This window comes from Schaalia meyeri (assembly GCF_900105015.1).
Taxonomy (GTDB): domain Bacteria; phylum Actinomycetota; class Actinomycetes; order Actinomycetales; family Actinomycetaceae; genus Pauljensenia; species Pauljensenia meyeri.
Genome location: NZ_FNLK01000001.1, coordinates 24361 through 44447 on the forward strand (window position 1 = coordinate 24361; position 20087 = coordinate 44447).

Here is a 20087-nt window from a genome sequence, read left to right on the forward strand (position 1 = left end):
TCACAACCCGTCGCATAACAAGGAGGTCCTATGCGTCTCGATCAAATACTACGCGCCAACCCGGTGATACCGGTCGTGGTCGTCAACGATGCACAAGAGGGGGTGGACGTGGGGCGTGCCCTGGTCGCGGGCGGGATCAGCACCGCAGAGGTGACGTTCAGGACCGCGGCCGCCCCCGACGCAATAGAAGCCATGAACGGCATCGACGGGCTCGTGGTGGGCGCGGGAACCGTGCTGAACGCGCACCAGGCGAAACGAGCGATCGAATCGGGGGCGCGCTACGTGGTGTCCCCCGGTTTTTCGGCGGACATCGTCCGCACGTGCCAGGAGGCGGGAGTGCCCGCGCTGCCCGGATGCTCAAACGCCAGTCTCATCATGGCCGCGCTCGCGATGGGCATCGATGTCGTGAAGTTCTTCCCGGCCAACATCCTCGGAGGGGCCGGTGCGATCAAGGCCTACTCGGCGGTGTTCCCCGGTCTGCGTTTCGTTCCCACCGGGGGCGTTTCCCCATCACTTCTGCCCGAGTACCTGCGTATGCCCGAAATCGCGGCATGCGGGGGCTCTTGGATGGTGCGCCGCGAACTGGTTGAGAGCCGCAATTGGGCAACAATCACCGCGCTCAGCGCCGAGGCGGTGCGCATCGCGAAGGAGAGCGGGCGATGAGCATGCAGTTGCGGAGCGCACACGAGTGCACGTTCGACGTAGTCTCCCTGGGCGAGGTCATGCTGCGGTTGGATCCCGACGAGGGACGGGTGCGCACCGCCCGCATGTTCCGCGCCTGCGAAGGGGGCGGGGAATACAATGTTGCGAGAGGCCTGCGTCGTTGCTTCGGTCTCAGGGGAGCGATCGTGACCTCGCTGGTCCGCGACGAGGTGGGGCGTCTGCTCGAGGACCTCATACTCACTTCCGGTCTGGATACCCGCTTCATTCAGTGGGTAGATTCCGATGGCGTCGGACGCGCCGCGCGCAACGGTTTAAACTTCACCGAACGTGGGTTCGGCGTGCGCGGGGCGGTGGGAACCTCCGATCGCGGCCACACAGCCATATCGCAGATGGCCCCCACCGACGTCGATTGGGACCATTTGTTCGGACACCTGGGGGTCCGTTGGTTCCACACGGGAGGCATATTCGCAGCCCTTTCCCAGCGCTCGGCCGAAGTGGCGAAGACCGCGATGTCGGCCGCAAAGCGCCATGGGACGGTGGTTTCCTATGATTTGAACTACCGTCCGTCCCTCTGGAAGGGCATCGGTGGGATCCAAAAGGCGCGCGATGTCAATCGCGAACTGGCCCGTTACGTCGACGTGATGATCGGCAACGAGGAGGATTTCACCGCCTCGCTGGGTTTCGAAGTCGAGGGAGCGGACCAGAACCTCACAAACCTCCAGGTTGACTCCTTTGAACGAATGATCATGCGGGTGCAGCAGGAATACCCGAACTTTGAGGTCATCGCGACGACCCTCAGGCAGGTCCGCACGGCGACGACCAACGACTGGGGCGCCATCGCATGGTCCCGCACGGACGGTTTCGCCCGGGCGACGCAGCGCGATGGGCTGGAGATCTTGGACCGCGTTGGCGGGGGCGACTCCTTCGCATCCGGTCTGATCTATGGGCTCATGGCCACCAGCGACATTTCTCAGGCCGTTGAATACGGGGCCGCCCATGGTGCTCTCGCGATGACCACACCCGGCGACACCTCCATGGCATCGGTCGAAGAGGTCGAACACTTGATGCGCGGAGGAGGGGCGCGGGTGCGCCGCTGACACCGGCGCCCGCCTGGGGGCCGTCGGGGGACGGGCCCCAGGCGGGCGCCGGAGATGGGCGTCAGTAGGCCAGGCCCCTGGGCTCCTCAGCCAGCACTGCGCTGGCGGGATCCACGACCGTAAACCCGTTGGCCTTGTAGGCCTCGTAGTCAAAGTTCTCGCACTCGTCGTACCCGATGCGGTGGTATTCGTAGAAACCGTCCCAGGCCTCGTACCCGCTGCCGAGTGAGGATTCGAGGAAGGCGTCGGCCATGGCCATCGCGGTGCGCGGGGCGACGTAGAAGGAGCCCATGGCCAACAGGTTCGCGTTGTTGGCGGCTGCGCAGCGGCGGGCGGCCGGCACGGACTCGCAGACGGCGGCGTGCACGTGCGGGACCTTGGATGCGGCGATGTGGATGCCCATGCCGGTACCGCAGAACGCAAGGGCCCGCTCGAATTTGCCTTCGGCGATCTGGGCGCCCAGGGCGAAGCCGACCCGGTGGTACATGGGGGTGGTCGCCGGGTCGGGCGTCAGGTCCGTGACGGTCCATCCTCGCTCTTCGAGGTGAGCTTTGACGGCTTCCTTGAGCGGGTGTCCGGCGAAGTCGGCGCCGACGACGACGTGCTTGTCCTCAATTGTCAGCATGTGCTCGTCCTTTCAAGAGGTGTCGCAGTTTCGTCCAGGAGAAGAGCCCTTCGTTCATGCAAATCACGAGCAAAAGGACACCTCCCCAGATCAGGGGTCGATAGAAGTTGGAGATGGCCGGGAACATGTTCAGACCGGAGGAGAGGACCTGAAGCATGAGGATGGAGAGCAGGACGCCGCTGAGCCTGCCGGAGCCGCCGTTGGGGTTGACGCCTCCGAGGACGACGATCAACACGGTGAGCAGCGTGTAGGAGGCACCGTAGTCGGCTTTCGCCGAATTGTAGTTCGCCAGCATGACGATGCCAGCCATGGCCGCCATGACGCCGGAGAGCACGTAGGTGCGGATCAGCAGGTTGTTGACCTTCAGGCCCGAGAAACGCGCCGCGGTGTCGTTGGTGCCCAGCATGAGGATGGTCGTGCCGAACCCGGTGAACGCGACGATGAATCCGGCCACCAGCGCGCACACCAGGAACACCAGGAGCGGGACGGGGACGATCCCAGCCACCCGCGCGGAGAAGACGGCGCCGAACGCCGGGGGCACCCCGGAGACGGGTTTGCCCTGGGTCAGGATCAGGGCGACGCCTCCAAAGAGTTCGAGGGTACCGAGGGTGGCGAGGATGGGCGGGATCTTCAAGACTGCGACGAGGAGGCCGTTGATGAGCCCGCAGAGGATGCCGACCCCCAGGGCGACGCCCAGGGCGATGAGCGCGGCAAGCATCATGGACGAGGGGGTGACGGCGCTTGCCAGGGTGGCGCGCAACGTGAGGGCCGCGCATATGGAGGTGACGTTCGCGATGGCGACGACGGACAGGTCGATGCCGGCGGTGAACATGGTGAACATGACACCCAGGCTCATGAGGCCGAATTCGGGGAATTGGACCGCCATCGATTGCCAGGTGCGCACGGCGAAAAAGGGTCCGGGCCGCACGGCCGCGAAGAAGATGAGCAGGAGGATAAAGACGATGACAAGGCGCGTCATGTAGCTGTCCTTTTTCAGGAAAGCGAGACGCGGAGAGGTGATGAGCGTTGACATGTGTTCCTCCTAGTGTCCGGCTCGGCGGGCGCGCATGACCTGGAGCGCGGAGACACCGGTTCCGACGATGATGAGCAGGCCCAGGGCAAAGCCCTGCCAGAATGTCGGGATCCCCATGAGGATCATGGAGTTTTGAACGATGACGATGAGCAGCGTGCCCAGCATGACGCCGGTCAGCGTACCCTTTCCGCCGGTGATGGCGGTGCCGCCCAGGACGACGGCGGCGATGACCATCATTTCCATGCCCAGCAGGTTGGTGGGGTGCATTTGCCCCATGGAGCAGGTGCGGACCATGCCGGCCAGGGCGGCGATGATGCCGACCAGGACGTAGAGCCAGAACTTGGTGGCCCGGACCTTGAAGCCGACGCGCGCGGCCGCGCTCTCGTCGCCGCCGATGGCGAAGAGGGAACGCCCGAACATGGTGTATCGGGTGACGAAGAACGCGACAGCGAGGACCCCAACCAAGATCAGGAAGGACACGGGCATGGCCGATTGCAACCCGGAGTTTTCGTTGCGGGCGACAAACAGGGACGCGGACCCGAAGGCCTGCATGGACTGCGGGATCGTATTGATCTGGACGGACTTCAGTGCCCCCTGCATGACACCGTTAAAGACGTTGGCCGTGCCCAGCGTGATGATCAGCGTGGGGACCGTGAGCCTGGAGGTGAAGATTCCGTTGAAAGCGCCCAAGATCGCGCCGAAGGCGGCGGCGATCAGGAAGGGGATGATGACGGGGCCGTTCCACCCGTGGTCAACCAGGATCTTGGTGGTCACGTAGACCGCCAGGGAGGCCAGCGCGGGGAAGGACACGTCAATGCCGCCGGAGACCAGGACGAGGTGCGCGGCGATGGCGAACAGGCCGGGGACGACCATCGCCCCTGCCAGGTCGACCATGTTGTTGACGGTGTAGAACTGTCCGGAACGCGCCTGGATGACGAGCGTGAGCGCGGCGATGACCAGGAAGACCCAGAATTCGTTGGCTCGCAGCAGTTTCGTGATTGTTCGGGGCATTAGTCCTCTCCCCTCTCGCTTGCGGCGGTCGGCCTCGGCTGCGCCTTGGTGTCGTCCCTCGACCCGGCCGGTGAGCCCTCTTCGGACAGCAGCCGGGTCAGCTCCGCCTCGGTGAGGGAATCGGGATTGATCGCCTCGCTGAGTTCTCCGGCGCGCATGATGGCGATCGTCGAGCAGTTGGTGAGTACCTCGGCGATGTCGTCGGAGATTATGACGATCGCCATGCCCTGCCCCGCGAGTTCCCGCAGGATGGAATGGATCGTGTATTTACTTCCGATGTCGACACCGACCGTGGGGCCGTTGAGGATGAGGACGGAGGGGCTGATGGCGAGCCACTTGGCCAGGACGACCTTCTGCTGATTGCCGCCCGACAATGTGTTGACGGCGCCCGCGGGGTCGGGGGTAACGACGCCAAGCCGCTCGACCCACTTCTTTTCTTCTGCCCGTATTGCTACCTTGTCGACGAAGCCCAGGGCACGCGTGAAGGCATCTATCTCGGAGATCGTGATGTTTTCACCGATGGACCGGGAAAGGAAGAGCCCTTCGGTCAGCCGGTCCTCGGGAACGTAGGCAATGCCGGCGTCGATGGCGTCGCGCACGCCCCGCAGGGTGACATCCTTACCTTTGACGGTGATGCGCCCGGAGTCGAGGGGGATCATTCCAAAGAGGGACATGGCCAATTCGGTGCGACCGGATCCCAGCAGGCCCGTGATTCCCAGGATTTCGCCGGGGCGGACGGTGAGGGAAGCGTCGGTGAAGGCGCCGCCCACGGTGGCTCCGCGAACCTGGAGGATCGGCTCCTGGTCAATGTAGCCTCTCCGGTAGCGTTCATCGTCGAAGTCGCGCCCTGTCATGTGGCGGGCGAAGCTGGCACGGTCGAGGTCTTCCTTGGGGCAGGTGATGACCCTGTGTCCGCTGCGCAGGATCGTGAAGCGCTCGGCGATCTCGAAAACCTCCTCAAGCTTGTGGGACACGAAGAGGATCGCGATCCCCCGCGAGCGCAGATCCAGGATGATGTCGAAGAGGGCGCGCACCTCCTTTTTGGTGAGCGCGGTCGTGGGTTCGTCCATGATGATGAGCTTCGCGTCTCCCATGAGTGCGCGGCTGATGGCGACCAGCTGCTTGTCGGCGACGGAGAGGTTGCCGACGAGCTCGTCAAGGTCGACGCTGAAGCCGATCTTGGCCACGGCCTCGCGCGCGATATCGCGCATGTGCGAGCGGTTGACCAGTCGGGAACCTGCGGCGACTTCGCTGCCGAGCGCGATGTTTTCCATGACGGAAAGGTTGGGGAAGATGGAGAAATCCTGGTAGATGACGCGCACTCCGGCGTCGATCGCGTCGGCGGGGGTCAGGCGCGCGTACTCGCGTCCCGCGATGGCGACCGTCCCCTCCTCCGGGGTGTGGACGCCGGAGATGACTTTGATGAGGGTGGATTTGCCCGAACCGTTTTCTCCGGCCAGGCAGTGGATTTCTCCGGGCGCGATCTCCAGGTCGATGTCGACCAGGGCTCGTACGCCCGCGAAGGATTTACTGACGTGTCGCACCGCCAGCACTGGGGTGTCCATGTGGGGTCCTTTTCTTGCTTGCCACCGTTCGGGGCTGCCGGCCGCCTGCGGTGGTGTCGGGGTTACCCGGCCATGGCCTCGTTCGTGGTGACGAGGCCATGGCCGGGTGGCTGTCGGCTGGATTGTGGTCAGAAACCGAAGGAGTCAACGTTGTCCTTGGTGATCTGGATCCATCCGTTCCCTTCGAGAACCTTGGTGGATCCCGGTGAGAAGTGCATGTTCTCGTATCCCTTGACGCCCAGGTTGACGCCGTCGGAAATATTTTCACCGTCGAGGATCTTGGTGGCCAGGGACGCCATCGCGTAGCCGGCGTCCGCGGGGTCCCACAGGGTCAGCGAGGCGACCGATCCGTCCTGGAGGATCTGCCTGTTAGCGTTGGGCAGGCCGGTCCCGGCTGTGAAGACCTTGCCCTTGAGGCCCAGTTCGTCGATGGCGCGGGCGGTGCCGGGCGCATCAAAGGAGGAGGTGCCCAGGATACCCTTGACCTCGGGGTACTTCTTGAGGACTTCCTTGGCGGTCTGGTAGGCGGTCTCCGCGTTGTCCTGGGATTCGACGCGGGGCTCGGCCTCCAGCAGCGTCATCTTCGGGTACTTTTCCTTCTGGTGGGCGACCGCGCCGTCGGCCCACTCGTTGTGGGACGCGTTGGTGACGTGGCCGACCATGGTGGTGTAGACGCCTTCCTCGCCCATGGCCTGGGCCAGGTTATCCATGATGAACGCGCCGTATTCGCTGTTGTTAAAGGCCTCAATGTCGTACATGGTGTTCTGCTGGGAAGCGCCCTCGTGGGTGACCACCGTGATGCCCGCGTCCATGGCCTGCTTGAGGACGGGTTCGATGGCGCCCGGGTCAACCGGGACCACACAGATAGCGTCAACCCCCTGGGCGATGAGGTCCTGGATGACCTGCGCCTGCATGGTGGCGTCTGTTTCGGCGGGGCCCTTCTGGAATACGTTCATGCCGGTGTCGGCCGCGTACTTTTTCACGCCGGTTTCCATGCGGACGAACCAGGGGTTGGTGGCGTCCTTGGGGACGACGGCGATCGTGTGGTTGCCGCCGCGTCCCCCGGACCGGTTGGTCGAGGATTGGGAGGCGTCCCCTCCCGTGCACGCGCCGAGGGTGAGGGCGAACGCAGATGCGGTGACGAGCGCGGTTGCTGCGAGATTGGGCTTCATTGAAGACTCCTCTGGGTATTTCAACGTCTGTGTTGTGGTTGTTGAGCAGCTGCGTCGCTGCGTTGCAACGTTGCTCCGTCGCGGCTCTGCTGCGATATTGTGTGCCGGGCACTCCCCGTCCTTGGGGGCGCGGCGGCGTGCCACCATCCTACGCCATAGGCTTGTCGTCTCTTGCCATATGGACGAAATTGGTCCGGATTGCTACCGAACGAACAGTTGTTAACAAAGCATACAGGTTTATCGAAGTGACTTCAAACTATTGGGACATGAATGGTCTGAGGAGAAAGGGTCGACGCGACACACTCCTGCGGACTACCACATATAAATACGATGGCTGGAGGCGAACTCTCATTCACCTCCAGCCTCGGGTATGGTCACAACGAAGCGGCCTCAGAGGTTTTCCACGACGGCCGCCCGAGGCCCCCTCTCTCCAGTGGCGGCATCTCGCCAGGCCTCAAGGGCGCGCAGGAAGGCCGTCGCTCCGGGATCTTGCAGGCCGATTGACCTGTCCTGCAGCCACGAGGCTCGCCCACGCTGGGACTGCAGGTCTCGGGTGGCCACGACGACGGCGGCCGAGGACGAGATCGCGCTATCGAGGGCAGCTAACGCAAGGCCGCTATCCGTTGCCACCTGCGGATTAGCTGAGAGGCTGTCGGCCAGCGAATCGACGGCGGGCACCATCGCGTCAAGGATCGTCTTGTCGCCGACTTGGCTCTTTCCGCGATGGGAGATCGAGTTCGCGGCCGCACGGATGAACGCCTCGGCTTCCACTGCGGTCACGTCCTCGCATCCTACCCAGACCTTGGAACCCGCGAGCAGGCCTCCGGCCACCAGCGCCGCCATCGTTGACGGATTCGCATTCGCGAATGCTCTCGCGCAGGTCCGCGCGACGTCGGAGGGGACCGGCTCTGGATCTGTGGGCATGGCGTCGAGCGCTTCGATCACCGCACGCGCGCCCGCGGAGATCGTGATGCCCAGGTCGCCGTCCCCGAGAACCTGATCGAGGTCACCCAGTTCGTCCGAGGACTCGATCAGCAGCGACATCGAGGCCTGGATCTGACGTATGAGTCCACGAGATCGCATAGTTACGCCTCCCTGAAGAACGGGGACTGAGCTGGAGCATCCAGGAGCTCAAGGAGACCGTCGTCTACCTTGAGCAGGGAGATCGAGGCTCCGGCCATTTCCAGGGACGTTGCGTACTCACCGACGTAGCGGCGCTCGATCACGACCCCGAGGTCCGCAAGACGATGATGCGCGCGCCTATAGAGCAGATACAGCTCCTCCAGCGGCGTCGCTCCGAGGCCATTGACGAGGACCGCGACGCGGTCTCCCTCGCTCAAGCCCAGGTCAGGAATGACGGAGTCGAGGATCCTGTCCGCTATCTCGTCGGCGGTTCCGAGAGGACCACGATGGATTCCGGGTTCGCCGTGAATACCGATGCCGATTTCCATCTCCCCTTCGGGTAGTTCGAAGGACGGGGAACCGGTTGTGGGGAGAATTGTTGGGGAGAGGCCGACGCCCATCGTGGCCGTGTTATCGACAACCTTCTGAGCGACGTCAGCAACCTCGTCGAGCGTATCGCCTCGCTCGGCGGCCGCGCCCGCAGCCTTGTATGCAAAGAAGATACCCGCGACACCTCGACGATCCTTCGCGCGCTCCTTGGGTTGAGAGGCCACGTCGTCACAGCCGAGAACGGTGCGCGTTTCGATTCCGTCAAGTTCGAGGAGGTCCACGGCCAGGTCAAAGTTGAAGACGTCGCCGCCGTAGTTTCCGTAGAGGAAGAGCACGCCTGCGCCACCATCGACCGCTTTGGCGGCATCCGCGCACTGCTGGACTGACGGAGAGGAGAAGACGTTGCCGATGGCGACACCGGAGCACAGTCCTTTGCCGACGTAGCCTTTGAAGAGGGGGAGGTGTCCCGAGCCACCCCCGGTCACGATTCCAACCCTGCCCAGGGTTGGGCTGTCGGCACGGACGAGAACGCGGCGATCGTCGCCGGGTGTCTTGACCTGATCGGGGTGAGCCAGGAGAATGCCCTCAACCATCTCATCGACGAACTGGCCGGGGTTGTTAATGATCTTCTTCATGATCATTTCCTTTCTGTTGAGCCGCTTTCGCCAGCGACTGCCGAATCTGTGGGCTGAAGGCTGAGGAGAGGCGCGATCGGACGTCTTTCCAATCGATGCAATCAAGGACGAGAACGCCAATAAGGATGACTCCCTGGGCGATGGAGTATTGGAAGGCGGACAACCTCATCGAGGTGAATCCGCTCTGAACGACTTGGAGCGTCAGGGCCGCCAGGAATACGCCTCCAACGGTGGCGAAGCCGCCGTTCGGGTTCGTCCCTCCGAGGACGGCGATGACGATGACGAGCAGAACGTAAGAGGCTCCATAGTCGGCCGAGGCCGTGGGGTTTCGGGCGATGAACACGATTCCCGTCAGCGATCCGAGGAAGCCCGTCAGCAGGTACGAGCTCATCAGGATTCGTGTCGATCGAATGCCGGAGAATCGGGCGGCCGTTCGGTTCGCTCCCTCGAGCGAGAGCGCCAGACCCAGCGGCGAGCGGGACAGGATGAATCCGATCAACAGCGCGACGAGGCCGAAAACGATGAACAGGAGCGGGACGCCCGCGACGGCAGTCTTTCCGAAAGCGGTGAGAGATTCGGGAGAACCGTAGAGGGTCTTGCCTCCCGTCCACACGACCGCCAAGCCGTTGAATATCTGCATCGTCCCCAGCGTGGCCAGGATCGGGGTGACACCCACGTAAGCAATCAGGAAGCCGTTCACCAGACCGCAGGCGAGGCCGACGGCCAGTCCGATGAGGATGATGACCAGGCTCCACCGTTCGGCACTCGCGGCACCCCCCAGCACCGACGAGGTGTAGAGCGTCGAGACGGTGATCGCGCACAGGTTGGCGATTGCAACCAACGATAGGTCGATGCCCCCTGTGACCATGGAGATCATCATCGCAATCGAGAGGATGCCGATCTCTGCGACGGCGAGCAGCATGTTCTGTACGTTCAGTCCCGTGAGGAAGACACTCGGGGACAGGACTGAGAACAGTGCGATGGCGACGAGCAGAATGAGGACCATTCGGCCGATTGACCTGTCGCGTCGTATCCGAGACAGCAGAGAAGCGCTCAAACGGTCAATGCGGGAGTTGGTTTCACGAAGTGTAGTGTTCATGGCGCTCATCCTTTGACGGCCTGGGGGTCGGCGTTGCTGTGGTCGGCCTGCGCGTTTTTGCTTCGTAGGAGTCTCGTTCCTCGTTTGGCGGCCAGGGCTTGAATGCCAACGCCGGCGACGAGAAGCAGGCCGACTGCGGCGCGCTGCCATGCGCTCGGAACGCCGATGAGGATCAGCGAGTTGTTAATCAGCTGCACGAGCAGGACCCCGAGGATGGTTCCCCGGACGGAGCCACGCCCTCCGAAGATTGACGCGCCTCCAAGGACGACGGCGGCAATGATGTCGAGTTCGTGTCCGACCAACTCCTGGGGGTTGGCCGAGCGGCCCAGGATCATGTAGACCATGCCTGCGGTTGCAGCCAGCGTTCCCGCGATGACGTAGACGCAGATCTGCGTTCTCTTGACGTCGATTCCGGCCCGGTGGGCGGACTCGGTGTCCCCGCCGATCGCGTAGATGGCCCGGCCGAACATCGTCTTGCTGAGCAGCAGCGCGATGACGATCGCCAGGATGATGGCTGGAATGATCATCGAGTGCAGCAGCGCGACGCCGGTATCGGTATCGACCGAGACGATATTGGCGGTCGAGGCGGAGGCCATACCCTCGGGTAGTTGGGCGATGTACGTGGAGCCGATGTACGCCAGGAGGAAGCCTTGAAAGATGCCCTGGGTGCCAAGGGTGACGATGAGGGTTGGGAGCCGGAATCGGGAGATCAGGTAGCCGTTGAGGAGCCCCAGCAAGGCTCCGATGATCAGCGCCATCGCGAAGGATCCGAACAGGCCGATGTTGATGCCTCGGCTCAGTTGGAACACGATGGTGGCGTAGGAGGCGAAAGACGCGATGGCCGCGAAGGAGACGTCAATTCCGCCGGAGATGATGACCAGCAGGACGCCCAGCGCGTAGATCGTCGGGACGATGGAGGAACGCAGAAGGGAGAAGAGCGTGGAGACCGTGAAGAAGGCAGGGCTAATCACTGACATGACGAGAGCGAGCACCACCAGGACTGTGAGGACGATTCCCTCGCGGTTGGGTCCCCAGATCCAACGCAGCACGTTTCGTACGGCGGCGGGAAGGTTCATGACACGACCATCTTTCTAATCGTTCGGGTATCGACGTCCGTTCCAGTCAATTCGGCGTCGATATGACCGCCCTTGGTGATCAACACGCGATGGCAGCAGGAGACGAGTTCCGGGGCGTCGTCAGAGATTATGACGATGGCCATCCCGGCCCTCGCTTGTTCCCGCAGGATCTCCAGGATTTCGGCCTTTGATCCAACATCGACTCCGACCGTGGGACCGTTGAGGATGAGGACCTTGGGCTTGCGTGCGAGCCACTTGGCGAGAACAACCCTCTGGGCGTTTCCGCCGGACAGAGAGCGCACGGGGGCGAGAACATCCGGCGCTTTGATCCGGAGGGTCTCGAAGTAGTGCGCGATGGTCTGTCTAATCCTGTCCTTGCGGAGCGTGTTGAGCTTCGAGGTATGGTGGTCGAGGGACGCAGCGATCACATTATCGGCGATGGACTTGTCGAGAAAGAGTCCCTCGGTGAGTCGATCCTCTGGGACGTATCCGATGTGGGCACCGATCGCCTGCTTGATGGAGTTGACCTCGACCTGTTCACCGTCGATATACACACGTCCACTGTCGATCGGGAGAAGGCCGAAGAGCGCCTGCGCTATTTCGGTTCGTCCCGAGCCGAGAAGTCCGGTGATTCCAAGGATTTCTCCTTTCTTCACGGAAAAGCTGACATCCTCGAAGCCTCCCTTGGAAGTGAGAGCTTCGACCCTCAGGCGTTCATGGGCGTCCAGTTCGAGGGCCGGGACGCGCCTGCTCTGGTCGAGTTCCTTTCCGGTCATGTAGTGGGTAATTTTCTCCCGGTCGAGTTCCTCGACCGGGGAGTCGATGACGTTGCGCCCGGAGCGCATGATGGTGACGCGCTGAGAGATCGCCATGACCTCGTCAAGCTTGTGCGACACGAAGATGAGTGCTACCCCCTCGGCGCTGAGCTTCTCAACCACCATGAAGAGTCGAGCAACCTCCCGTTGGGTCAGGGCGGTTGTTGGCTCGTCCATGATCAAGAGCTTCGCGTTGCCGGCGAGGGCTCGACAGATCGCAGTCAGCTGCTTGTCGGCGACGGAAAGCTGCTCGACGTAGGCTTCGAGGGGGAGGATGACTCCCAGGCGATCCATGATCATTCGGGCATGCCGCGTCGTGTATGAGCGGCTGTAGAAGCTCTTCTTGTCGGTCATGGAGGATGTCATCATGATGTTCTCGGCCACGGTGAGGTTGGAGAACAGGGAGAAGTCCTGGTAGATGACCTGAATGCCTGCTTTCATCGCACTGAGCGGCGTGAGTGCCGTGATTTCTTGGCCGTCAATTGCGATGGTTCCTGAGTCTGGCCGGTGTACGCCGGAAATTACCTTGATGAGGGTTGATTTCCCGCAGCCGTTCTCTCCGGCCAGGCACAGGACCTCGCCGGGCCACACAGCCAGGTCGACACTGTCGAGGGCTCGGACGCCGCCAAAGTTTTTGACAATATGACGAACCTCTAGGAAGGGGTTCTCGTGCGCGCTCGAGCCTTGTCCGTTGGGGCGCGGTGCTTGTTCCACATTGGTGCGCATGTGCTCTCCTTCGAGTGTCGTGTGGACAGCGCTGTCGTGGGACGCGAGCCCCGGCCTCGCCTTTCTCGCGCCGAGGCCGGGGCCGCCTCGTTAGAAGTTGTACTTCTTGGCTTGCTCGGCGTCGGCGGCGATCTGGGCGGAGCCGACCCAGACGTTGTCGTAGCCGTCGAGCTTGTGCAGGTTGTTGTAGCCCTCGATGCCGAGGTCCGTGCCCTCGGTGATGGTTCCGCCGTCAGCGAGGATCTTGGCGATCTGGAGCTGGGCCTTCCCGGCGAGGGCGGGATCCCAGAAGAAGATCTTGTCGATCGATCCGGTGGCGAGGTACTTGGCGGAGGCGGAGGGGATGGAGGTTCCCATGACGCAGACCTGGTCGGAGAGGCCGGCTTCTTCGATCGCGCGTGCAATGCCGGGCACGTCGTTACCTGCGGAGCCCTGGAAGGCCTTGATGTCGGGGTACTTGCCGAGCACCTCCTTCGCCTTCTCGTAGGCGGCGGTCTCGTTGTCGGTGGACTCGATGGGCGTTTCGACTCGCTCCATGCCTGGGAAGTTCTTCTGCTGGTAGTCGTAGGCTGCCTCGACCCATTCCATGTGGGTCTTGGCGGTCAGGCCGCCGACGAATTGCACGTACTTGCCGGTGCCGCCAGTGCATTCGCCGATGCTCTTCATGATGTCTACCCCGTAGGAGGCGTTGTCGAAGGCTTCGATGTCGACGTCGACGTTCTTGATGCCGGTCGCCTCGTGGGAGACCACCTTGATGCCCTGGGCTCGGGCCTGCTCAAGGACCGCGGAGAGGGCCTCGGGGGAGTTGGGGACGACGGTGATGGCCGCGGGCTTTTGCGCGATGAGATCCTGGATGATCTGGATCTGCTTCTCGGGGGAGACGTCCGTTCCTCCTTCCGTTCGCGTGTCGTAGCCGTTGGCGGCGCCCCACTCCTTGACTCCGACGTCCATTCGATCAAACCAGGCGATTCCCTTGACCTTGACGACGGTGACCATCGTCTTGCTGGCATCGCCTGAGGCCGATCCGGTGGTGCTCCCGGGGTTCTCCCCGGCCGTCCCACCGACGGTCGAGCAGGCCGTCAGAGCCAGGATCGACGCAATGGACATCGCTGCCGCGCTCAGTCTTCCGATCTTCATGTCGTCACTTCCTCGTGATCTCGTTGGCCGACGCTGTGGGTTCGCCATCTCCCGCGATGGCGCACGCAACATGGCGTGACCCGCGTCGCAATCACCAACAGTACACGCGCTTTCGCGCATTTACAACTCTCTTTCGCGCATGTCTCATGCGCTGAAGCAGCCATCATCGCGCGGTCCTCTCCGCTCGGTTGCACGGTTACACGCAAATACTGAGCGAATAACTCCCCGTAGACTGCGATTACTCGCGAGATCTCTCGTTGCGCGGTATCGCGCACATTCGCTCCGAAAGTTCGCTACAGTGTCAAGAGGGCGGAGTCCGCGATGCCCTGTTGCAGGCATCCGTCGTTGATTCCGCCGCCGTCCCCCGTCCGTAGCCAGCAGAAGGAAGCATCGTGACCCGGCAAGACACCATTGTTTCCATGATTGAGGCGACAGGCTTCGAGACCGTGTCCTCCCTGGCGGAAGCCCTCGAGGTCAACGTGTCAACCATCCGCAGGGACCTGGAGCACCTTGCCGAGGCGGGCCTCGTGCGCCGCACCCACGGAGGCGCGATCCCCGTCCCGCAGGACGAGGACACCGAGGAGTTCCTGCACGATTCGCCCAACCGAGCCGAGAAGCGCGCGATCGGGCCGGCGATGGCGGAGCGGATCCTGGACGGGCAGTCCGTCTTCCTCGACTCGGGGTCGACGTGCCTGGAGGTTGCGCGCGCCCTCAACGCCCGCCGCGTCACCGTGGTGACGCACGACCTGCTGGTTGGCCTGGAGATCCTCAAGAAGCCATCGCTGAACCTGGTGTTCGTCGGGGGCGAGCTGCTGCCCAACCGGACGCACATGTGGGGGCCGACCGCGATCGACCAGCTGGACCACATCCGCGTGAACACCGCCGTGTTTGGGGCAAACTCGGTGATGGAGGACGGCATCTACGCCTCCTCCGGCTACTCGATCGAGCTGCAGCAGAAGGTCCGCGCGATCGCGTCGACCGCCTACTTCGTCGCGGACTCCACCAAGTTCGGCCGCAACGCCCTCTACAAGGTCCTCGGCATCGACGCCTTCACCGCGGGCATCACCGATTCCTACCTCTCCCCCATCTCGGCCGCCGCCTACCCGATCCCCCTCATCCGGGCCGAGGTGAGTCAGGGGTAGGTCAGAGCCCTTGGGACCGGGGGACCGAGTCCCAAGGTTCCTGTCGGCGGCGACATTCGCCGATCAAACTCCCACCAGATCCGTCAAGGTTCTGAGCGTAAGATCCTTTGTCGTGTCGATTGGGGCACCTCGGAAGACATCGGAGGAGATCTCCCCGCTAGAATCACACACCGACACCACAACTCCCTGCGAGCCCTCACGGTGATCGACAAGCCGTTGAAGCAAGCGGGAGATAGCTAAGGAAATCGCAATGCCGACAGACAAAAGAACGACGCCGAGTATTGAGCAAACTCTTTGGTCTACCGCTGAAACAATGCGGGCGAAGGGGAACCAGGAGGCCTCTGAATACAAGCACGTTGTGCTCGGGCTCGTGTTCCTCAAGTACGTCTCGGACAAATTCGCGGAGCGCCGGGAGGAGCTGCGCCGGGAGCTCGTTGAGGACGGCTTGGACGAAGCGCAGACCGGGTCGTTCCTGGAGGACAGGGACGAGTACTCTGGTCACAACGTCTTTTGGATTCCCGGCGGCGCGCGTTGGGATCAGCTCCAAGCAGCGGCGAAACTCCCCGGAATCGGCCAGCGAATCGACGGGGCCATGCGGTTGATTGAGCGGGCGAACCCATCACTCATGGGCGTGCTGCCGCGCAACTACGGACGCGAGGACCTCAAGGAGGAGATGCTCGGTGAACTCATCGACCTCATCGGCTCCATCGGATTCGGCGCTGACGACGATCACAATGCCGACGACATCCTCGGCAGAGTCTACGAGTATTTCCTCGGTATGTTCGCCGGCGCGGAGAAGGGCAAGGACGGCGGGGAATTTTACACGCCAAGGAGCGTCGTCAACCTCCTTGTGGAGATGCTCCAGCCTTTTTCAGGTCGCGTGTACGATCCATGCTGCGGCAGTGGTGGTATGTTCGTGCAATCCGCGAGGTTCGTTGAGGCGCACGGCGGAAATCGCGACGAACTGTCGATCTACGGCCAGGAGAAGGCTGCGTCCACGTGGAGACTGGCTAAGATGAACCTGGCGCTGAGAGGGATCGAGGCAGACCTCGGCCCTCGGGACGCTGAGACCTTCACCGAGGACCAGCACCCGGATCTGCGCGCGGACTTCATCATCGCCAACCCGCCCTTCAACCTCAAGGGCTACTGGTCCGCCACACTCCAGGACGACCCGCGTTGGGTGTATGACACTCCGAACGACTCTAACGCGAACTACGCGTGGATTCAGCATTTCCTCTACCACTTGAGCCCTTCTGGTAGCGCGGGCTTCGTCATGGCGAACGGGGCGCTCTCCTCCAAAGCAAAGACTGACGGCATCATCCGCCGAGCTATGGTCGAGGCGGACGTGGTGGACTGCATCGTGGCACTGCCCGACAAACTCTTCTTCAACACCGGCATCCCGGCCTGCCTGTGGTTCCTTTCCAAGAACCGTCATGGCGACGGGCACCGCGACCGGCACGGCGAGGTATTGTTCATCGACGCGCGCAACACGGGTGAGATGATCACTCGCGCCCACCGTCAGCTCACTGCTGATGACATCGAGCGAATCTCCAGTGTGTACAATACGTGGCGCTCCCGGACTGAGTACAATGACTACGAGAATGTGCCCGGATTCTGCAAAGCAGCCACTATCCAGGAAATCACCGACAACGACTTCATCCTCACCCCCGGCCGGTACGTCGGACTCGACGACTCCATCGACCCCGATGCTGAGCCGATTGAGAAGAGAATAACACGTCTGACAAACGAACTTCTCAATGCGTTCGAGATAGATCACCTCCTTGAAGAACAAATTCACGTCTCCCTCAAGGAGTGGCAGTGAGGTTTGGTGAAATCGCAGAACTACGTCGGCAACTTGTTCGACCCGACAAATTTAAAGAATACTGCAAATACCTTGGGTACGACAGCATCGCTCCTGGCTCTCTCCATATTACACAGTGGGACACGCCGAAAGCAGTTTCCAGTGCGAAGTTAGCTTTTTTCCCTAACGACACCATCTACGGCCGTTTACGTCCATACTTTCGTAAGGTAGTATGGACAGGGTCAAGCTACGGCATTTGTTCTTCAGACTTCTGGGTGTTTCAACCGAAAAACGGCACTGATCCTCGTTTTCTGTTTTACGTAGCGGCACTTCCTGAGTTTACCAACCTCGCTTCGGCTTCTGCGACGGGCACAAGGATGCCTCGCGCAAACTGGGACACAATTTCCGAGTACGAAATTGCAGACTTCACGTACGAGCAGCAAATGGCAATAGGTGACCTTCTGGGGAGACTTGATGACAAGATCGACTTCAACCATCGCCGACGAGTTCTCTGCCGTAAACTAGGGCTCGCTATTACGGACTATTTAATACGCAATACGTCATGTGTGCCGCTTAGTTACTATGCGGAGTCTATTTCGCGGGGAGTTACTCCAAAATACTACAAGGGTCATAATGCAACGCCTATCTGCGTTTTGAATCAAAGATGCATTCGAGATGGATGGGTGTCGCTCAGCTCAGCACGCCTGATGCTACCTCGCAGGCGCGAGAAGAAATCCGCTATAGCAGAATTTGATGATTTACTTGTCAATTCAACGGGCCAGGGGACCCTCGGCAGAGTCGGTCGTTGGAGTTATCGGGAACCCGTCTACGTCGACGGCCACGTGACAGTCGTAAAGGCTGACCGGCAGCGCATTTCACCGGTTCTTCTTCCGTACCTTGTTTTTCCGCTCCAGTCAGAGATTGAACAAATGGCTGAGGGTTCCACGGGACAGACAGAACTTTCCCCGTCAAGTCTTGGATCACTACAGGTTCCTTTGCTTACTCTCGAAGAGCAGAAGACCGTCGTCGAACAGCTTTCAACACTTGAAGAAATGGCACATCATTGTTCCATCGAAACCAGGATGCTTGCTGAGCTCCGCGATACACTGTTGCCGGAGCTGATGAGCGGGCGGATGCGAGTCGACGAGGCTGGTCGGCTCGTCGCGGACGCGTTTGGAAAGGAGTCAGTTGATGACTAGTTCCGTCTACCGGTTTGATGAATCGACAGTCGAACAGGCCGCGAAGGAGTGGCTTGCCGAGATCGGTTACCGCACCGGATACGCGCCTGTTGACGCCCCCGTGGGCCAGGCGCGCGAGACTCCCGGGGACTGCGTTCTGTGGTCGTACGTGGCTGAAGCACTTGTCCGACTCAACCCTAGGGCGTCGAATGATCTGGTGCGCTCCGCGCTCGCGCGCATTCAGCGTGCCGAGTCCCAGGACGTGATGAGTGAGAACCAGCGGCTTCATGAGCTCATGGTGGCGGGCGTGCCCGTCGAAACCACCGGCGAGGATGGTCGACCCACCACAGTACGGCTGCGCCTCGTTGACTTCAACGATCCGGCGAACAATGACTGGCGCGCACTCAACCAGTTCACAGTCGTCGAGGGGGGCCACAACCGTCGCCCCGACGTGCTGGTGTTTCTCAATGGCCTGCCCGTCGGCCTCATGGAGCTGAAGAATCCCACGGACGAAAAGGCAACTCTGCGCAATGCCTGGAACCAGATTCAGACATACCGCAAGCAGATTCCCTCGGTCTTCTTCCCCAACGTCATCACCGTCATTTCCGAGGCACATCTGCGGCGATGAGTTTCCTTCACCGGAGGCTTCGAGCACTACGCTCCGTGGAAGACCATGGACGGACACGACATCGTCACAGACCCTCCAGCACTCGAAGTACTCATCAAGGGTGTGTTCACCCCCGCACGGTTTCTCGACATTCTGCGGAACTTCGTCGTCTACTCGGACGAGCCCGTCACCGACGCGGCCACTGGTCAACGCCGCCGCATGATCATCAAGCGCATTGCGAAGTACCACCAGTACTGGGCGGTCAACGCTGCCGTTGAGTCCACAGTCAGGGCAGCCGGTCCAAACGGGGACAAGCGCGGTGGCGTGGTGTGGCACACCCAGGGATCCGGCAAGAGCTTCGAAATGGTGTTCTACGCGGCCAAACTCATGCGGGACCAGCGCATGTCCAACCCAACACTGGTGTTCATCACCGACCGGAACGACCTTGATGACCAGCTTTTCGGCGAGGTGTTCTCCCCTGCTCAGATCCTTCCCGAGACCCCGGTCCAGGCCACGGGGCGAGACAACCTGCGTCAGCTGCTCACCCGCGCATCGGGCGGCATCATCTTCACCACACTGCAGAAGTTCGCTCCCGGCCAGGACGGGGACATGAACCCGGTGCTCACCGATAGGCGCAACGTTGTTGTGGTGGCCGACGAAGCGCACCGATCCCAATACGGCTTCGAGGAGACCCTCGACAGCCAAGGCCGTCTCAAAGCGGGGCTCGCCAAGCACCTTCGTAACGCACTCCCCGGCGCGACGTTCCTCGGCTTCACCGGAACGCCCATCGAGTCGAACGATCGCTCCACCCGTGCTGTGTTCGGCGACTACGTCGACATCTACGACCTCACTCGCGCCGTGGAAGACGGCGCAACCGTCAAGATTTTCTACGAGTCCCGCCTGGCCAAGATCAATTTGGACGAGGAGCAGCTCGGCCAGTTGGACACCATTGTTGATGACAGTAGCGAGGCAAGCAGCACGGGTGAGGCCGAACAGGCCAAGACCAAGTGGTCGCGCCTGGAGGCTCTGGTCGGGGCGGACTCCCGGCTGGATGCAGTTGCTGCTGACATCGTGGCGCACTGGGAGAAGCGCCGCGCCTCCATGGCTGGCAAGGGGATGATCGTGACCATGAGCCGCCGTATTGCCGTTGCCCTGTACAACAAGATCACAGCACTGCGGCCCCAGTGGCACTCCGACGACATCAACAAGGGCCGCATCAAAGTCGTTATGACCGGCTCGGCGGCCGACCCAGA

Annotated in this window: 16 protein-coding genes and 1 pseudogene; 6 read left to right on the forward strand and 11 right to left on the reverse strand. The window is 61.9% G+C overall.

Annotated elements, in window-relative coordinates; all coding sequences use genetic code 11:
- Nucleotides 1-30: 30 nt before the first annotated feature.
- Complete coding sequence (gene eda / locus BLT68_RS00105; protein WP_074632337.1) at nucleotides 31-663, forward strand: bifunctional 4-hydroxy-2-oxoglutarate aldolase/2-dehydro-3-deoxy-phosphogluconate aldolase; 633 nt, start codon at nucleotides 31-33, stop codon at nucleotides 661-663.
- The gene (locus BLT68_RS00110) at nucleotides 660-1760 is read left to right on the forward strand and encodes a sugar kinase (protein WP_074632339.1); all 1101 of its coding nucleotides are present in this window, start codon (nucleotides 660-662) and stop codon (nucleotides 1758-1760) included. Before eda ends, BLT68_RS00110 begins: the two co-directional genes overlap by 4 nt.
- Nucleotides 1761-1821: 61 nt before the next feature.
- Here BLT68_RS00110 and BLT68_RS00115 read toward each other — a convergent pair whose 3' ends face one another.
- The 11 genes from BLT68_RS00115 to BLT68_RS00165 all read right to left on the reverse strand — a co-directional run bounded on the left by BLT68_RS00115 (nucleotide 1822) and on the right by BLT68_RS00165 (nucleotide 14106).
- The gene (locus tag BLT68_RS00115; protein ID WP_074632343.1) at nucleotides 1822-2385 is read right to left on the reverse strand and encodes an RpiB/LacA/LacB family sugar-phosphate isomerase; all 564 of its coding nucleotides are present in this window, start codon (nucleotides 2383-2385) and stop codon (nucleotides 1822-1824) included.
- Nucleotides 2372-3418 carry an ABC transporter permease gene (locus BLT68_RS00120; RefSeq protein ID WP_070778705.1) on the reverse strand — a complete coding sequence of 349 codons (1047 nt, stop codon included), beginning with the start codon at nucleotides 3416-3418 and terminating at the stop codon, nucleotides 2372-2374. Before BLT68_RS00120 ends, BLT68_RS00115 begins: the two co-directional genes overlap by 14 nt.
- Nucleotides 3419-3427: 9 nt before the next feature.
- Nucleotides 3428-4429 (reverse strand): ABC transporter permease, encoded by a 1002-nt coding sequence (locus BLT68_RS00125; protein ID WP_050695530.1) that lies wholly within the window; start codon nucleotides 4427-4429, stop codon nucleotides 3428-3430.
- A complete protein-coding gene (locus BLT68_RS00130) occupies nucleotides 4429-5994 on the reverse strand; it encodes a sugar ABC transporter ATP-binding protein (protein WP_074632345.1) in 1566 nt (521 codons plus the stop codon). The genes BLT68_RS00125 and BLT68_RS00130 overlap by 1 nt, the downstream gene beginning before the upstream one ends.
- Before the next feature lie 128 nt (nucleotides 5995-6122).
- The gene (locus BLT68_RS00135; protein ID WP_074632346.1) at nucleotides 6123-7166 is read right to left on the reverse strand and encodes an autoinducer 2 ABC transporter substrate-binding protein; all 1044 of its coding nucleotides are present in this window, start codon (nucleotides 7164-7166) and stop codon (nucleotides 6123-6125) included.
- A gap of 390 nt (nucleotides 7167-7556) precedes the next feature.
- A complete protein-coding gene (locus tag BLT68_RS00140; RefSeq protein ID WP_074632348.1) occupies nucleotides 7557-8249 on the reverse strand; it encodes a DAK2 domain-containing protein in 693 nt (230 codons plus the stop codon).
- Nucleotides 8250-8251: 2 nt separating this feature from the next.
- Nucleotides 8252-9253, reverse strand: coding sequence for a dihydroxyacetone kinase subunit DhaK (locus BLT68_RS00145; protein ID WP_232618729.1), 1002 nt, complete (start codon nucleotides 9251-9253; stop codon nucleotides 8252-8254).
- Nucleotides 9237-10352: an ABC transporter permease gene (locus BLT68_RS00150; RefSeq protein WP_232618730.1), complete on the reverse strand. Its 1116-nt coding sequence runs from the start codon at nucleotides 10350-10352 to the stop codon at nucleotides 9237-9239. Before BLT68_RS00150 ends, BLT68_RS00145 begins: the two co-directional genes overlap by 17 nt.
- A gap of 5 nt (nucleotides 10353-10357) precedes the next feature.
- Complete coding sequence (locus BLT68_RS00155) at nucleotides 10358-11428, reverse strand: ABC transporter permease (protein WP_074632350.1); 1071 nt, start codon at nucleotides 11426-11428, stop codon at nucleotides 10358-10360.
- Nucleotides 11425-12969 (reverse strand): sugar ABC transporter ATP-binding protein, encoded by a 1545-nt coding sequence (locus tag BLT68_RS00160; RefSeq protein ID WP_074632352.1) that lies wholly within the window; start codon nucleotides 12967-12969, stop codon nucleotides 11425-11427. The genes BLT68_RS00155 and BLT68_RS00160 overlap by 4 nt, the downstream gene beginning before the upstream one ends.
- A gap of 90 nt (nucleotides 12970-13059) precedes the next feature.
- Complete coding sequence (locus BLT68_RS00165; protein WP_009212863.1) at nucleotides 13060-14106, reverse strand: substrate-binding domain-containing protein; 1047 nt, start codon at nucleotides 14104-14106, stop codon at nucleotides 13060-13062.
- 392 nt (nucleotides 14107-14498) lie between these two features.
- Between BLT68_RS00165 and BLT68_RS00170 the strand changes: the two genes are divergently transcribed.
- From BLT68_RS00170 to BLT68_RS09505, 4 genes and pseudogenes are all read left to right on the forward strand, one after another.
- Nucleotides 14499-15248 (forward strand): DeoR/GlpR family DNA-binding transcription regulator, encoded by a 750-nt coding sequence (locus BLT68_RS00170; protein WP_074632353.1) that lies wholly within the window; start codon nucleotides 14499-14501, stop codon nucleotides 15246-15248.
- 250 nt (nucleotides 15249-15498) lie between these two features.
- The gene (locus BLT68_RS00175) at nucleotides 15499-17070 is read left to right on the forward strand and encodes a class I SAM-dependent DNA methyltransferase (protein WP_074632355.1); all 1572 of its coding nucleotides are present in this window, start codon (nucleotides 15499-15501) and stop codon (nucleotides 17068-17070) included.
- Nucleotides 17067-18248: a restriction endonuclease subunit S gene (locus tag BLT68_RS00180; RefSeq protein ID WP_074632356.1), complete on the forward strand. Its 1182-nt coding sequence runs from the start codon at nucleotides 17067-17069 to the stop codon at nucleotides 18246-18248. The genes BLT68_RS00175 and BLT68_RS00180 overlap by 4 nt, the downstream gene beginning before the upstream one ends.
- Nucleotides 18241-20087, forward strand: a pseudogene (locus BLT68_RS09505) (type I restriction endonuclease subunit R); the annotation flags it as partial. The gene BLT68_RS00180 and the pseudogene BLT68_RS09505, both read left to right, overlap by 8 nt.